Source organism: Capnocytophaga sp. G2 (assembly GCF_035282625.1).
GTDB lineage: Bacteria > Bacteroidota > Bacteroidia > Flavobacteriales > Flavobacteriaceae > Capnocytophaga.
On record NZ_JAYKBU010000016.1, the window covers coordinates 21126 to 36091 of the forward strand.

A 14966-nucleotide genomic window follows, 5' to 3' on the forward strand; every position below is an offset into this window, starting at 1 on the left:
GCAAAATCTCAAAAAAATTGGTAGATTAAAATAAAGATTCTTTTTTGATTATCTTTTATCTTCGTGATTAAATCATACATCTAAAAGAAAAAGATTAAAATTTATCCTGTTCCTGTGTGGGCTTTAATCGGTTTAGCTTATTAACCACTGCTTGCATGCGCTGGAGGTTCTTTATAAATTCGTCTGTTTCAAATGCACTTGGATAAAATAGCTGAGTTTGCTTTGTTTCAGGGTCGTACAACGCAAGACAAAGACTATAACCCTTATAAACTCCATCCTTGTGCGTGTATACTACAGTCAATTCTACCTCACGACTGTCTAATTCATTCCATTCATTGCGCAACTCCAAGCATTGCACCTCATTAAGCTGGTAACCAAATGAGAGGTAATCAGCCAGTGGCATTTTTAGTTCGTTCAAGCTGGTAATGTCTTTTTCTGTTTCTGATTCGCTGGGCTGGTTTTTCAACGATTTGCCCGCTGTGGTGTTTGTATTTGTCATTTTTGTAGGTTTTTAAAATTAGTAGGTCTGTTTGTCTGTTTTGTTTTATCGTGCTGCTTACTCATTAACCGCCGAAGGGGTATCAAAGTCAAAGGTTAATTGCTTTGCCCACTCTTTGCCCTTGACATTGTGGCGGTATCTGTAATAATTCCTGATTTGCTTTGCTATATGTGCGTCTATGTCTGTTTCGTACTTTGCACGCTTGCCAGTGTGTGGCAAATTCATTGAGCAAATCAAAACATAACGGGAGGGGTCGGTCTCTTTTAGGTGCTTTAATGTCTTTGTCGTTATGTACTTCGTCTCTGGATTCTCAAGTTCTAAACTTACTCCTGTAATCGGACAAAATCGACCTTCATTGCGAGGCTCATTCATAACCTCTGAAGTCGGTTTTTTTCGTGTACGTGGTCGAGGGGTCGAAGGGGTCGATTTGGTAGAGGTAGAAGGGTCGGTTTTAACAGTTGGAAAAAGTAAATCTAAAAAGGGAGGAATGTCACAATTTGCCCCTATATTATAAGTGTAATTTTGTGACATTTTGCTATTTTTTGCCTCGTGGTCGGTTGGTACATTTTTTAACATTTCAGAGGCTGGAAATCTTTGGTAATTCTGTACCTTAAAATCTGTTAATTCGTGATTTGCTGGTAAAATCGTGGTACCCTTTTGCCCTCCATTTAAGGGGTGGTTACTTTGTAACATATTTTCATTCTCGGAGGTGTCTAATATTTTATTTTTAGCCTCAATCATTTGCCGCTGTATTTGCCCTTTTAGGTTGCTGGAAAATTCTTGTATCATTAAATCGAGTTCCTCTCTATTTCGCTGTTTTATCTTTCTATCTTTATTCTTACTTAGTTTTTTCCAATATTCCTTATTTTGATAGTCTTTTGCTTTGTCCTGCTGCTTGCTGGTTAATTCCTCTAATCGCAAAGTATAATCATAGTAGGTTATTGCCTCAAATTCATTGTAAAGCAATTCAAAGGCTTGCAATAGTGTAAATTCATTTATATCCTCCAGCGTTACGAGGTTCACTCCTGCGTTGTGGAGTTTTTGCATTTTCATTATCTTTATTTCAGTTCTTAGTATATAGGAGGGTAATCCGTAATGATTTGATTTATCATATATCTTTATATAATATTGATTATAATCAAATTGTATATACCCTCCATCGTGGTCTATTTTAAAATTGTGGTTACCTTTATGAAATAGCATACCCTTTAAAAACTCTTGCGGGTCAAATGATACTTCACAATTAACTCCGATTTCAATATTTTGCAAGACTGCAAGGGAGGGGGCAAAGCCAATCACCTCGCAAAGTGTTTGTAAGGTTTCGTTTATATCTTTCAAGGTAAACAAATCCCCATTAAATCCGTTCTGTTTTTTGATTTGTTTTGCTGTAGCAATACCTTTTATTATACTTCTGTACTTGTGTAAGCTGCCTTGAATTAAAATGCCTTTACTCGTGTTTTTTAAATGAATATTTTCATACAAATAAACATCTTCTTTTTGAGGCTCTCCAGTGTCTGGATCTGTTTTATGTATAACAGTTGAAAAAATGCCCTCGTCTGCTAATTCTTGCAAGCGCTTGTTATTTGTTACGTTTATTAATGCTTTGAAATAGTCAATCATATTTTTTTAGTTAGAAGTTTAAGGCGGTTCGTGGTGGCAAACCGCCTTTTTTTTGATTTTGTCCGTGCAAGGTTAAAACAACCTATCTCTATAGCTTACATCATAGAATTGTACCTTTTTGCCAGTATCAGGGCAAACATCAATTTTAATAATGTAAATTGCTGCTTTATCTAACAGATTGCGCAAAGTCCGTGTGATTGAGGTGCGTTCTATCTTTGTGTAAGTAGCTATTTGCCTTGAGGTGCGCCCTCCGTTGGTCTGTAGAAGGTAGGTTATTACTTTGCCTTCTTGCTGGCTTAAAAGTCCTTGTTTAAGCACCTCCGCCCAGCTTGCTACTTGTGTATAAGGCGCTTTGTGCTTTGTCCGTTTGTTATTCTGTTTCATTGGTTGGTTGGTTTATAATCTCTTCTATTTTGTCCAAAAATTCAAAATTTAGCATGCCTCCAGTTCCTAACGAATAAATAAGGTCTGTTAAATGACTTTCATACTTGCTAATTATTTTTTCGTTTTCATACTCACTGCAACCTAACAAGCCACAAGCAAAGTATATTACCTCGTAATAAGGCACTAATGCTAAATCGTCGTGTATGGTGTAAAATTTATCGTACCACTCCCAACAAGTTGTGAACAAATCTAATAGGTTTATTTTATCCTTGTAGGTTAAGTCTACTCCTTCAATGGCACAAGTCAAAACCTTATACAGCGGCGCCGTTGGTAAAGGGTCTTTGTCTATCTTTTGCAAAAACAGATTAAAACGGTGTATTACCTCAATGCTCTCAATTATTTGCAAGGTAATAGGTAGGTTGCTGTTAGAGTGAAAGGCAAAATCACTACCGCCCTTAATTAGGTAGGTAACTTTTGGGTCATTTAGTGCTTTCTCTTTGTCCTTACTGTTTAAGGGGTCAATTCGTTGGATATACATAACATTTAATTTTATATAATTATTAATTCAGTTACTTTTTAAATAGGGGGAATTCCCCCTATTAGGTTACAAGCCAAAATATAAGGCTTGTTGTGGCTGGCATAAAGCCTTAACGGCTGCTTTGCTTTGCTGGTTTAGTTTATAGAGTATCTTTGTTATTTTGCCCTTCAATTCATTAAAAAAAGCCCAACTGCCGTTATAAGCGTCTATATAATCGTAGTTCGTATTAAAGGCATTGATATTGCGGGCTATCTTTTCAATGCGGGCGGGATCGTTGGTAATGTCTGTTTGGCCCTTCAAGGCTGCTTGTGCTGCTGCTTTTGCCTTTGCCTCTTTTGCCTTTGCTGCTTGCTGTTTTTTAGTCTCATAATCTAACAAGCATATAAACCAAGCACTTTTTAAACACCCTCTGAAGGTAGGGGCTTTGCTTTCTAATCGTGCCGCCTCGCTGGCTTGCTCTTCAGGTGTCATTTGCGCCTTGTTTGCCTCAAACTTTGCCACCCTCGCAGCGTGGTCTATTACCAACTCTTTATAATTTGCGTGTGCAAGTCTCATTACTTTGCTGTTTATTGTTTCCATGATGGTAGGTTTTAAAACTATACTTTTAATTATTGTTTTACGTTGCAAAGATATAAATAAAATACTATTCAACAATACAAAAACTAAACTTTAACATATTCTTTTTATATAAAAATATATATTATAAATATAATCAATTGATATACACTATAATTATAGGTTATATTTAACCTTAAATATATTTGCTTATTAACAATAAAAGATGTACTTTTGCACAAAAAAATATATATATGTTATTAGTTAAAGAAGTAGCAAAGCAAAAAAACATTACCTTGAAAGAGGTATCGGAGCAAATGAACGTTTCGTACGTTGGTTTTTTAAAAACAATTGGAGGCAATCCTACAATAGAGACCCTACGAAAGATTGCGGCGGTGCTTGATTGTGATGTTAGGGACTTAATAGAACCTACCAAAGACCAGGAGCAAACCATGCAAACACCCTTATATATCAAAAACGAGGGAGGCGGTTTAATTAACGTTGGTACGTTGGATATAGGAAAAATCCAATAAACCAGTAATATTAACCGCCCTTGAAAGGGATTAATGTATACATTAACTCCGCTTGTGTGGTATTATTGCACCCCAATAAGATAACCCCAAAACTCCAACCAAACCCCTACAAAAGGGCAAATGAATGTCAGGGGCGCACGATTATAGGTTTGCTCCCTTTGCTGTTTTTAGTATGTTAATGATTGGTTTGCCCGCTGGAGGTAGTGAATAACCAGCTTTATTTATATTGTTGAAACTTTTGCCCGCTGGTGTAATAAAAAATTCGTATCTTTGCGCCATGCTTACAACTTACTTTTAAAAGATAGAGGGGCTTTATAAGCCTCTTTTTCTTTTTTAAATTTGCTTTATGCGGTTTGCAGTTGTATAATTGCTTTTTCTACCTCGTGCCTCTTATAATACACACGTCCCCCAATTCCATAAGAAGTCAGTATGCCTTTCTTTGTCCAATTGTTTAGAGTGGTTAGGTTTATACCTAACATCTGTTTGACTTCCTGCCTTGAAAGGTAAACAGTTGGTTCTTTTGGTTGGAAATCTTTTTTGAGTTCGTTTAACTCCTTGCGCACCCCTTCAATAATAGCCGCTTGCAGCTGCTCGGGGCTGGTCTGTATAAATTGAATTGTGTCCATAAAAAAATTGTATCTGTTGTTTTATGGTGCAAAGGTCGAGCGAAAGCAAAATAAAAATAGGATACATAACCGAGTATGTACCCTATCATATACCTAACAGAAAACTATTTCTATTCCTCTAAATATACATCTATTTCTATTCCTCTAAATATACGTCTATTTCATATAGTCTTTAAATTCCTTTCTACAATTTTTCAGCATTTCTTTAAGTTCTTTAGATGTTGCATTTTTTCTCAAATCTTCAACTATTGAACTATCTTTGTAAGAATGTTTTTGTTTCATTTGTGCTGGTCTTTTGATTTTTATTCCTACAACAGCCCTTATGCCATTAAATAGTTCTATATCTGTATTGGGCATTGTTTCTATTGTATCGGATAATTTTAAGGACTTAAAAAGCTCATACAATTCATTTTGAGAGCCTTTCCAAATAAAATCATTTTCCATATATTATTCGTTTTTTATATCAAAATACTTATTTAAAAGGTCTAATAATTCCGTATCATTATTTGCTTTGTAGTCTATCTTTCCTACTGCTTTTAATGTTTTGAATAATTCCAATAAATTATTTTTATTATCTTTCCAAATTATTTTATTTGTTATATTATTACTTACACTTTCTGTTTTATTGTAGATTGTTTTATTTTTTTTACTGATAAAATCAAATATTCTGTTTATAGAAATTTCAAAATTTTTAAACTTATCACTATCATAATAAACTTGTTCCTTTTCATCCACTTTAAGGAAATGATAAAATATATCATGTACATTAGGTTCTATATTATACTTATCTAATTTTGAACCATAAATTAAACTTCTCTCTGTCCTCAATATTTTATAAATATTCTCATTGCTTTCATCTTTAATAAAATTGTGCAATCTTAATCTTAAAATTCCTGCATATTCATATAAAGAGGCTATATAATCTAAACTATTCCCCAACCTATCCACCTCATATATAGAGACAAATTCCTCTAAAACAATATAATCACCCTCACTATGAGTTTGAAAAAAAGATAAAGTTTCTTTATATTGTTTGTCTATATATCTCAAATAGTCTATTTCTCTACTATCAGGGAAACGTATTTGCCATTCCTTAAAATCATTATCATAATTGCTTTTAAAATCATTATATGATAAATACAAGCCTTTGATTTTTTCTACTTCCATATACTTACTTTTACTTACTTATTTATCTTGTGAGGGCGGTTTATTCCTCTGGAGTACCCTCCCATATTATTTTAACTTCCGAAATACTAAAATCTCCTTTAACCTCCTGCTTTGTTGGAGCCTCCCAGCCCTCTATTTTTGCCAGCTGGGCAACAGCGCTTATTTGGTCTCTAAAGGAGGGGTAATACTTTTCATTATCCTTTTTGATAGGTTCCCCCCTTGCTATTTGAGAAAGTACCGCCAATGCCTCTATTTTTGTTAATATATTTCCTTTCCGTGCTTCTACTTCCATTTGTATTTCCTGCTTTTGTACTTCAGAATTAACCTTATTTTGCCACGTTTCTAATTCCTTGTTTGCCTTTTTCCAATCACTGACAAAAGTAGTTTCTGAAAAATCGTATTTCTGTTTATACTGGTGGAAAGCATTTAGGTAGGTGCATGCTGGTTCTTTTTTGAGTAACTCAAATAACCATTTTTGTCGGGCTTTGTTTGTTTGCATATAGTTAGTTTTTTAATTATTCATTCCCTTGCTGCTGGTAGGGCGCTATTTTTGGAAGGACGTTACTTTCAAGTTCTTTTAATCGGTTGGCGGTCTGTATCAGGTAATCGTTTGAGGTTTTTCCTATATAGGATAAAAAGGTACTTTCCTTTGTGTGCCCTGTCATTTGCATAATAAAGACGGTTTCTAATTTTCCGTATAAGTTCGTCGCAAAGGTGCGCCTGCAAGTGTGCGAACTTATTAACTCGTACTTAGGGAAAGTGCCATATATAGTCCGTTTAGTACCCTCCTTTGGATACTCTCCCTTATCGTTTTTCTCTATTATATTTCCCTCCTTATCAATCATACAAACTTTAGAATGCTCCACCAAATCATTTATACCAGCCAAACGACAAACCTCCTTAATATACTGGTCTAACTTCTGTACTGAAATCTTTTTTGGTAATCCCTCGCCTCTTATTGCTTGCACCTCCGATAAAGCACCCACTAAGGGAACACATGCCACCCTCCCCGTTTTTTGTTGTACGATTTGGATATATTCCAAGCCGTCTATTCCTTTGACAAAATTACTTTCTGTTATAGTCAATAAGTCCCCACCTCTTTGTCCCAGCAGGCACCCTAATAGTAACCACTTGCGGGCATTGTTTAAATACTGCTTTCCCAGCTGACAAGCCCTTATCTTATCCAAGTCATTAAGGGTAAGATATACAGGGGTTTCTTTTTTGGGGCTTTCCTTCCCTATTCTTTGTAGTTGTGGGTCTGTTTCTATTCCCAATGTTGCCGCCTCATTACATACCGCCTTGAGATTATCAATAAGTTTCAGGGCATAGCTATCTTTGTGCTTTCTCTTATCTAACAACCAGCCCAAGAATGTTTTTTGAAAAGACAAATTAATATCCTTTGCCTTGTAACGCTTGCGGGTGTGTGTTTCGTACTCCTTGAAAATATTTCTTAGGGTGTGGTATGCTTTTACCCTGCTATCTGAAAGCCCTAACATACCCTTTCCGTTCCTACGTGCTGGGGCGGTGCTTATTACATGGTCAATAAGGGAAAGAATTAAATCACTTTGCCTTGTTTCTGTATCTGTTATTCGTTTAAAATGTAAATCTATTTTTGTGCTTAACCATTCGGCGGTTATCTCCTCCCCTGTCCTTGCGGCATTATTCAGTGAATTTTCAATATACACACGTAACGACTTGAGGTCGGTCGCAAGATTTTTATTCTCAGGGCTGGTTTGCTTTGGTTCGTTCTTTTTATCACTCCATTGCGCTGGGTCAATAAAAAGCCCCGTCCTACATTTCAAGTCCTGACCTTTGCCTCTTCCTAAGATTAGACGAATATATATCGGAGAATTGTCCTTTTTGCTCTGTATTAGGTATTTTATAGTCATTTCATAGGTGCTTATAACTCTTTGTAATGCAAAGATATAACAATAAATTCAAACGACAAAAAGTTAGCCGAAATTTAGCCGAAAAAATTGCAATTCCTTTAAATCTTATGCTATTTCATTGCGCTTCTGAAACCTTCTATTTTTCCTACAAAAAATTGAAATATAATAACTTAACACTGAAAAACAAAGACTCATAAAAGTGTATAATATAGGTAGTTACAGTCCCGCTCCGAGTACAAATCTATCTGTCAATAGAGAAAAATTTAAAAATCATTACTTTTTTAAGTAGTGATTTTTTTGCTTTTATATTAACTCTTAAAAATATTTGACTATGGAAACAGCTGTAACATTTGCTACCTCTGATGTAAATAAACTAAATTCAATAAAAGATTTTATAAAGTCTTTAAATGTACCTATCATTCAAGAAGAAGACATACCTCAGCCTATTGAAATGACGCCAAGATTAATGGCTTTTCTTGACAAAATAGAAACATGTAACACTCCTTTTGAAGAGTGTGAAGACTTTGATGTTATGATTAATGAAGTAGCTTCTGAATATGGAATCTCCCTATAAAATAAAAGTAGAACCTAAAGCAAAAGATGATTTAAGAAAAGGGGCTCTTATTATTAAATGCTACTCTGTCTAAAGCTGTTAAGAATTTTTTCTTCATTTATTCTCAATAATATTAATAATTCTTTCTCTCTCTATAAAATTCATAATTTTCTTCGATCAGAGGCAGTATCACTTTTTTTAATCACAAATAGTTGAAGTATAGCTTCTTCTTATGCAAATAAGAAGGAGTTCACCATTAATATGAACTCCTTTTTACCAAAATTTTTAATCAATTTCTTTTATTTCCTTAAACTCTTTCCATTCAACATGTCCTTCATAAGATGATTTAGCTCCTTTTGGCACATAAAGTATAGCATTGGTACTGATACCTTTAAAAGCATTCACCAGTACTGTAGGAGGAACAGTCGCTTTTATAGTTATTTTTTCTAATTTTTTACAGTTCATGAAAGCCATTTGACCTATAGTAGTTATAGTCTCAGGAAGAGTAACTTCTTTAAGAGTAGGAGACAAAGCAAAAGCAATTCGACCTATTACCTGTATTTTACTTCCTGTAATAGAAACTAATTTTTTAGACGCTTGAAAAGCACTTTTCTCTATTTTAGTTACGTTATTGAAATCAATAGAAGTAATCTCTGCATTCCCAGAAAAAGCCCCTGCTCCTATACTTGTCCCAGCATCTGGAATTCTTATATCTCCTTTAGCAATAGCACCACTCTTAAGGGTTACTACACCATTACTATCTATCTCAAAAATATCATCTTTCGATTTCACAACTACACGGATAGTTATAGTTTTATTTTCACTATCTTTGAGGGTGATGGTGGCATTACCAGCAGCTATTCCTTTAATAATTACATAATGATGTGTATCATCTTTACCTGCCACTTTTTCAGTTTTTTCCTTTACTTCAGCAGTAACTACGTTTGTAGGGGAAGAGCTAACAGTATAACCGGGATTACCAGTATTAATACGAACTTCAACAGTAGCTCCTGTTGCCATCTCAACTTCAGTCTTAGCAATAGTAAGATCAGCTGCAGTAATGGTTACTTTAAAAGTAGCTATTTGACCACTAACATCATCTTTTACAGTAACTTGCCCCTCACCTACCTTAAGAGCCTTTACACGAATATTTTTACCATCAGGATTACCATTCACTATACGGTCTTCAACTGTAGCGGCAACTATACCTTCAGGACTTACAGAGAGAGTGTATTTATCCTTTCCTTTTATAACAGCATTTACTTCTTCTTGTCCATTTACAAGAGTAAGTTTTGCCTTTTCTACAGCAAAAGAACTAGTTACTTCTATATTAAAAGTTTGCGCTTTCTGGGTCGGCGTATCCTTTACAATAATTTGAGTTTTCCCCTTACCTACCCCTGTTATGGTAAGCGTATTTCCTGTTATAGAGGCAGCAGCAATAGTTTCATTGGTAGAAGAAACTGTATAGCTCGTGCCAAAAGTTAGTGCTTTGGTCAGCGTACTACCCTGTTCTATAGTGAGTGATTCACCAGGGACAATGAGATTGATCACTGTTACTGCTATGTTAGCTTTTTTTCCTTTAGCATCAGAGACTGTTAGAGTAGTTTTTCCTTCAGCTATAGCATTGATTTTCACATTGTTTTGTTCAATAACAGCAGTGGCAATAGTTTTATTGGCAGATGCGACGGTATAACCTCCATTGCCATCGGTAATTCGCACAGCAATATTTTCGCTTGCCTTCATAGTTACTGCGATTTTCTCCAAAGTGAGATTCTTAAGTTTTTGTTCGTTGTTGTCATCATCTTTTTTACAACCTGAGAACAAGAGGGCTACAAAAGTTGCCCATACATACAAAAGTCGGATATTCTTCATACGAAAAAATATAATTAAAATTAATAAAATATTGTTATCTAATAATAAGGAACTACTATCTTGAGAGTCCTACCACGTAATACTACTTGGCGAGTAATGGTACGTACTTCCTCCACATAAAATTTAAGAGTTTCATAAGTAACCGAACCTCTAATTTTCTTATACTCAATGCGTAAATCCATATAAGTACCTTGTACTGGGTTTATAATAGGAGGAATTCTATAATATGAATTATTAGTAGCATTAATATTATTCTGTCCCGAAAAGAGTGTACCGGTAGTTTGGCTCTTTTGAATGACAGTAGGATTAATAGCTTGAGTGATGTATCTACTGGTATTTTTATTAACGCCTAAATTATCAAGAAAATGCTTATCATCTATACAGCGTACTTTTACTTTAAGCCCTTTAGAGGTAAGTCCTGCTGAGGAAGCTATGATAGTGGCATCGCCTTCGGCTTTACCTCTTATTTCCAAGATACCACTATTACCATCCCATGTAGTTTTCATTATATCATCAGGATCAGCAGTAGTAATACTCACTATATCACCTCCCCCTAATTGAATAGTTTTATTGATGTCCGTAGGTGCAAGGGTTACTTCTTTGGCTGTAAAATTGAGTTCATTAGGTTGTACGGTAATATTCAAGCGTGCTGCTTGGTCATGAGAACGAATTATCATAAAGGTACTACCTTGTTCTTGAAAACTCTGAATTTTAAGAGTATCTTGACTAATGGAGGCTCCCACCAAACGCGAGTTAGCTACATTTACTGTATATTTATGATTACCTCCTGAGAGTAATATATCATGTCGGCTCTGAGGATAAAGAGTCAAGTGAACAAGTGAAGTATTCTCAGTACCTATTTTAATGGGCTGAGAAGTGTCTGCTTTTTCTTCACAAGCATAGAGCACTAAAGCAAAAAGAAGGAAAAGAAGTTTTTTTATCATAATTGGTAGCGTTCAGCAATTTGTTGTGTAATATTTTTAAGAGAGCCTTCCTGGACAGTAGGGGCTAATAAGCGTGTAACATCCCATAAACCAATACCTGCTATGAGTTGATTCTGAAGGGCTCTCACCTCATCATAAGTAAAGTAAAGAGTGCCATCGGCTCTGCGAGTGAATTGCAAAGCATATAAAAATCCATAGCCTTGTGATAGATATTTAAAGGCTTGTTTAGGAGCTTCAGTATAATTGGTAAGGGTAATCACCCCAGTAAGTGTATTAATAGCACGAATGGCAATTGCTTTGGAAAGTTCTTCACGGATAATACGCATTTGGGTATAGAGTGCTTCATAGCGATAACGTCCCAATTCAATGCGTCCTTGTACAAAAGCATTTCGTATTTTACGTTCAACACCCGCCAAAGCAGCTACCCCATCGGACTGAGTGAGTGATTGTAAGTGTAAAAAGTAACCATAAGCCAAATCCCAATGATGTTCTAGCTCAGTGTAGTTTTCACCTGGTGGTAAGATTACATTTTGATGATTACGGCGCAGAGTAGTATCAGAGAAATAACGCTCATCTAAGTGCAATAAGAGTATTTTATCTAAGTATATAGCCCCATCTATGACACGCATAAATACCTGGGCGGGAGCTATTCCTTTTTCATCTACATACACACGTTCTGCATCGCCTACTCTACGCCCTGCATCGCCTGAAATTCCTGGATGGGCTTCCCTGAGTGGAATATTTTTTGCAGAGAGGAAGAGATTGATAATGTCTTCCTTAATCCTATCAGTAGGCACTAACGAAGAAGATGCTATTTCATCAATAGGTTTCACATAAGAAGTACCTTCAGTATAATAGCGAAGAATTTCAGTATATGTAAAATCAGAGATAGCTCCAGAGAGCAAACGTCGTTCTATAATATCCAGAGGTTCACGCAAAAGGGTAACAGTGTGTTCATCCACACTTGACTGACCGTTACGACTGAAAGTATAGGGTATATCAGCCTGTGGACGAAGTATATTAGCCGTTTCTACAGTCTCGCCTTCTCCTTTTTGGCAAGCCCAGAATGCAAAACCCAATAGTCCATATAATAAGAGATTATATTTCATTTTATTCATTTTCTAAGGTAAAACTATATATTCACAATAGGGAGTTACATTATCAGTACCATCGGTATTCTGAGCAGCATTATACTGCAAAGTAGGAATACTTACTATTCCTTGTGTATCTACAGCACTCAACTGAGCACTTACTCTTGATTCTCTTTCCCCTCCACCATAAACAGATAGATAGAGAGGATAACCTGAAGGGAGAGAAAAACGAACCGTTTGCTCCGTAGTGGTAGCACGTAAGGTAACTAACTCCTTTTGAGCATTTACATAACACACATAATAACGAGGATCACGAACATTATCTTTTCCTTTCTTACACTGGTAAGTAAGGGTAAGAGTATACTGATGTCCCTGCTGTGTAGTTTCCACACCAGGATAAGTATAATGGTCTATATCACACTGCTTATGCACAAGGTCTTCATAGTTAATGGTAGGTTTCTCAATCCCTTTAAAGGGAAAGAGTTTCCGGTAATCCTCCTGTGCAGGGTCTTCTTCTTTGGTATTACAAGCCAATAGAAATAAACTTATAATTAAATAGATAAAAAAACGCATCATATTCATTGCTAATTTTTTAATTATTAAATATTTCGGCAATATAACCTGTGGCAATACCTTTCTTGTCATAATGATGAGCAATAAAACGATTCCCTTCACGCACAAAATCGTAAAATATAAGAGAGTTATTATAGCGTAATCCTGCTCTAAAGGTAAGTCCTTTTTCAGTACCTACATAACCAGAACCTATAAACTGACTTTTGTATCTACCTGTTGAAGGATCTTCTTGTGGGTTAGTGCGATATTCGAACACATAATATCTATTGGCTACAAATCCCTCCAAAAAGGGAGTGTTCAACCCAAAATTGTTACCTTTTAAGTATACATCACTTTGGTAGTAAATCTTACTACCACGCCTAATGACGATTTGTGGATTGTTCATCTGTTCAAAGAATTGTCTATTATTATATGCTTTTTGTAAGAATTGTTCTTTATCAGTAATTGATTTCAGTTTTTCAAAAACTATATATTCACGAGCAGGTTCGGCATAGGAAGCAGTCTTGAAGACAATATTCTGTAGGGTATCTTTGCCTACATACAGAAAATCGGCAGCAGCACGAAAGCGATTATTTACCAGACGATGAATATAATTATAAGTAGTGAACGACAGCTGGAGTTGTGATTCTTGAGTGAGCGCATATTCACTGGTTTTAGCGACTTGGATAGTTTGGGTATTGGTATCCATTAAAATATCTACAGTATTATTTTTATGGAAAGTCATCAAAAAATAAAACCCACCAAATCCCTGTGTAATTAGTTTCTCCACATATTTTGATTCACTTCGTTTCTCGGGTTTGGTAGGGGTGGCAAAGAGTAACGAATCAGTACGTGGAAAGTAAAGTACTTTCCAACCATAAGGAGCTTCAGTAAGTTCATTCTGCAACTCAGTACGATGCTGAGACATACGCTGAGAGGGCGAATACTCAAAAACATTTTCTTGTTTTTGACAAGCTATCAGCAAAGCAAACAAAGTTATAAAAGTAGTTATTTTCATCATAGAAGTCATATTTATTGAGCATTAAATCGATTAATGCGCTGAAGGCTTAAAAGCTGTAAGCGCTTAAGACTAAAGCCAACCTTCTTGTTAAAATATTCAGCTACAAAGGCTTCCTTTTTAAGTAAGTTATTATACGATAGGGCAGCACGTTGCATCTCTTTTTCAGTATTACCTGTGGGAGTCTTGGCTATATTCTTGGCAATATCTATCTGAGAGCTAAGATTAGTAAGAGGAATACTTATCATCTCAGCAAAATCATTTTCAGCGGAGATCATTGCTTGAAAAGTAAAGAAACCTGCATGATTGGGAGTATTTTGTGTAAAGTTACAAAAGTAGCAATCCTCACTAATACCCGCTTGGGCATGAGCATTCTGACACTGAGCGAGTGATTGAAAATACTGAAAAGGCAGCTCAGTTGTACAAGTATTTAGATCACGCTTCTTAGGATAATAGCGTAGAGCGTATAGGGCTATCCCATCAGTAGGCAAGCCATATAGTTGATTATTAAAAACAGTACGATAATCTTTCTGACTGATACTAAGAAATGTTTGACGGTCATAAGGATATATTTCATCTCCAAGCAAACGAGCAAACTGATGATGCACACTACGCATCAGTACGTATACTTTGTCTTTATCGCGAGGGTTGAAGTCATTAATATTATACAGATGAAACTCACGCCCTACTGCTGAGTTATTATTAATAAGTTCTTGCCCATTGCCATCAACATTTTTTCCTCCATAAAGATATATTTTTAAAGGTGCCTTTCCTTTCCAAAAATTACTACCGCCTAGTGAAGCTTCGGTATAAAGTTCGAGCCATAGGTATTTAATAGCCTCAAGTACAGGTTTTACTTTAGTTACCTCTGGAGGATAAGTATAGGTGCCTTTCTGAGCAGCATTTTTATCCCAGCGGTATTCAATAGCAATCCCGTAAGGCAAAGTGATATTATCCTCTATCCACCTATCTAATTCGGTATAAGCTTGCTGAGTGGTCTCGGACTCTACTACACTTTGTGAAGATAGTTTTTCTTTATGACAACTTACCAAAAGGAACAAAAATGCTATAGCGGTTATTTCTAAAAGATTTTTCATACTGAATTATTATTAATATTGTAAAAAT

At 35.6% G+C, this 14966-nt stretch carries 18 protein-coding genes; 2 read left to right on the forward strand and 16 right to left on the reverse strand.

What is annotated here, in order from left to right:
* Positions 1 to 94: 94 nt before the first annotated feature.
* From VJJ03_RS09385 to VJJ03_RS09405, 5 genes are all read right to left on the reverse strand, one after another.
* Positions 95 to 466: a hypothetical protein gene (locus VJJ03_RS09385; RefSeq protein ID WP_323975207.1), complete on the reverse strand. Its 372-nt coding sequence runs from the start codon at positions 464 to 466 to the stop codon at positions 95 to 97.
* Between the two features lie 90 nt (positions 467 to 556).
* The gene (locus tag VJJ03_RS09390) at positions 557 to 2119 is read right to left on the reverse strand and encodes a hypothetical protein (RefSeq protein ID WP_323975209.1); all 1563 of its coding nucleotides are present in this window, start codon (positions 2117 to 2119) and stop codon (positions 557 to 559) included.
* A 72-nt stretch (positions 2120 to 2191) separates the two neighbouring features.
* Positions 2192 to 2503 (reverse strand): helix-turn-helix domain-containing protein, encoded by a 312-nt coding sequence (locus VJJ03_RS09395; RefSeq protein ID WP_323975211.1) that lies wholly within the window; start codon positions 2501 to 2503, stop codon positions 2192 to 2194.
* On the reverse strand, positions 2490 to 3041 hold the full coding sequence (locus tag VJJ03_RS09400) for a hypothetical protein (RefSeq protein ID WP_323975213.1): 552 nt from the start codon (positions 3039 to 3041) through the stop codon (positions 2490 to 2492). Before VJJ03_RS09400 ends, VJJ03_RS09395 begins: the two co-directional genes overlap by 14 nt.
* Positions 3042 to 3107: 66 nt before the next feature.
* Positions 3108 to 3596, reverse strand: coding sequence for a hypothetical protein (locus VJJ03_RS09405; protein ID WP_323975215.1), 489 nt, complete (start codon positions 3594 to 3596; stop codon positions 3108 to 3110).
* 254 nt (positions 3597 to 3850) lie between these two features.
* Here VJJ03_RS09405 and VJJ03_RS09410 point away from each other — a divergent pair, with 254 nt between their 5' ends.
* On the forward strand, positions 3851 to 4129 hold the full coding sequence (locus tag VJJ03_RS09410) for a helix-turn-helix transcriptional regulator (protein WP_323975217.1): 279 nt from the start codon (positions 3851 to 3853) through the stop codon (positions 4127 to 4129).
* A 344-nt stretch (positions 4130 to 4473) separates the two neighbouring features.
* Here VJJ03_RS09410 and VJJ03_RS09415 read toward each other — a convergent pair whose 3' ends face one another.
* From VJJ03_RS09415 to VJJ03_RS09435, 5 genes are all read right to left on the reverse strand, one after another.
* Entirely contained in the window at positions 4474 to 4755 is a 282-nt protein-coding gene (locus tag VJJ03_RS09415; protein ID WP_323975219.1) for a helix-turn-helix domain-containing protein, read from the reverse strand.
* A gap of 156 nt (positions 4756 to 4911) precedes the next feature.
* Positions 4912 to 5199 carry a hypothetical protein gene (locus VJJ03_RS09420; protein ID WP_323975221.1) on the reverse strand — a complete coding sequence of 96 codons (288 nt, stop codon included), beginning with the start codon at positions 5197 to 5199 and terminating at the stop codon, positions 4912 to 4914.
* Positions 5200 to 5202: 3 nt separating this feature from the next.
* Complete coding sequence (locus VJJ03_RS09425) at positions 5203 to 5922, reverse strand: hypothetical protein (RefSeq protein WP_323975223.1); 720 nt, start codon at positions 5920 to 5922, stop codon at positions 5203 to 5205.
* Between the two features lie 40 nt (positions 5923 to 5962).
* Positions 5963 to 6421: a hypothetical protein gene (locus VJJ03_RS09430; protein WP_323975225.1), complete on the reverse strand. Its 459-nt coding sequence runs from the start codon at positions 6419 to 6421 to the stop codon at positions 5963 to 5965.
* Positions 6422 to 6437: 16 nt separating this feature from the next.
* Complete coding sequence (locus VJJ03_RS09435) at positions 6438 to 7811, reverse strand: site-specific integrase (protein WP_323975227.1); 1374 nt, start codon at positions 7809 to 7811, stop codon at positions 6438 to 6440.
* Between the two features lie 331 nt (positions 7812 to 8142).
* Here VJJ03_RS09435 and VJJ03_RS09440 point away from each other — a divergent pair, with 331 nt between their 5' ends.
* The gene (locus VJJ03_RS09440) at positions 8143 to 8385 is read left to right on the forward strand and encodes a hypothetical protein (protein WP_323975229.1); all 243 of its coding nucleotides are present in this window, start codon (positions 8143 to 8145) and stop codon (positions 8383 to 8385) included.
* Positions 8386 to 8649: 264 nt separating this feature from the next.
* Here the strand turns inward: VJJ03_RS09440 and VJJ03_RS09445 are convergent, their stop codons facing one another.
* From VJJ03_RS09445 to VJJ03_RS09470, 6 genes are read right to left on the reverse strand one after another with little or no spacing between them, the layout of a single operon-like run.
* The gene (locus VJJ03_RS09445) at positions 8650 to 10236 is read right to left on the reverse strand and encodes a leucine-rich repeat domain-containing protein (protein WP_323975231.1); all 1587 of its coding nucleotides are present in this window, start codon (positions 10234 to 10236) and stop codon (positions 8650 to 8652) included.
* A 38-nt stretch (positions 10237 to 10274) separates the two neighbouring features.
* Positions 10275 to 11180 carry a hypothetical protein gene (locus tag VJJ03_RS09450; RefSeq protein WP_323975233.1) on the reverse strand — a complete coding sequence of 302 codons (906 nt, stop codon included), beginning with the start codon at positions 11178 to 11180 and terminating at the stop codon, positions 10275 to 10277.
* Positions 11177 to 12298: a DUF4856 domain-containing protein gene (locus VJJ03_RS09455; RefSeq protein ID WP_323975235.1), complete on the reverse strand. Its 1122-nt coding sequence runs from the start codon at positions 12296 to 12298 to the stop codon at positions 11177 to 11179. The genes VJJ03_RS09450 and VJJ03_RS09455 overlap by 4 nt, the downstream gene beginning before the upstream one ends.
* A 3-nt stretch (positions 12299 to 12301) precedes the next feature.
* Complete coding sequence (locus VJJ03_RS09460) at positions 12302 to 12853, reverse strand: hypothetical protein (RefSeq protein ID WP_253908274.1); 552 nt, start codon at positions 12851 to 12853, stop codon at positions 12302 to 12304.
* A 10-nt stretch (positions 12854 to 12863) separates the two neighbouring features.
* Positions 12864 to 13844, reverse strand: a complete 981-nt coding sequence (locus tag VJJ03_RS09465) for a DUF4302 domain-containing protein (RefSeq protein WP_050784943.1) — start codon at positions 13842 to 13844, stop codon at positions 12864 to 12866.
* Positions 13845 to 13855: 11 nt separating this feature from the next.
* The gene (locus tag VJJ03_RS09470) at positions 13856 to 14938 is read right to left on the reverse strand and encodes a putative zinc-binding metallopeptidase (protein WP_323975237.1); all 1083 of its coding nucleotides are present in this window, start codon (positions 14936 to 14938) and stop codon (positions 13856 to 13858) included.
* Between the last annotated feature and the right edge of the window lie 28 nt (positions 14939 to 14966).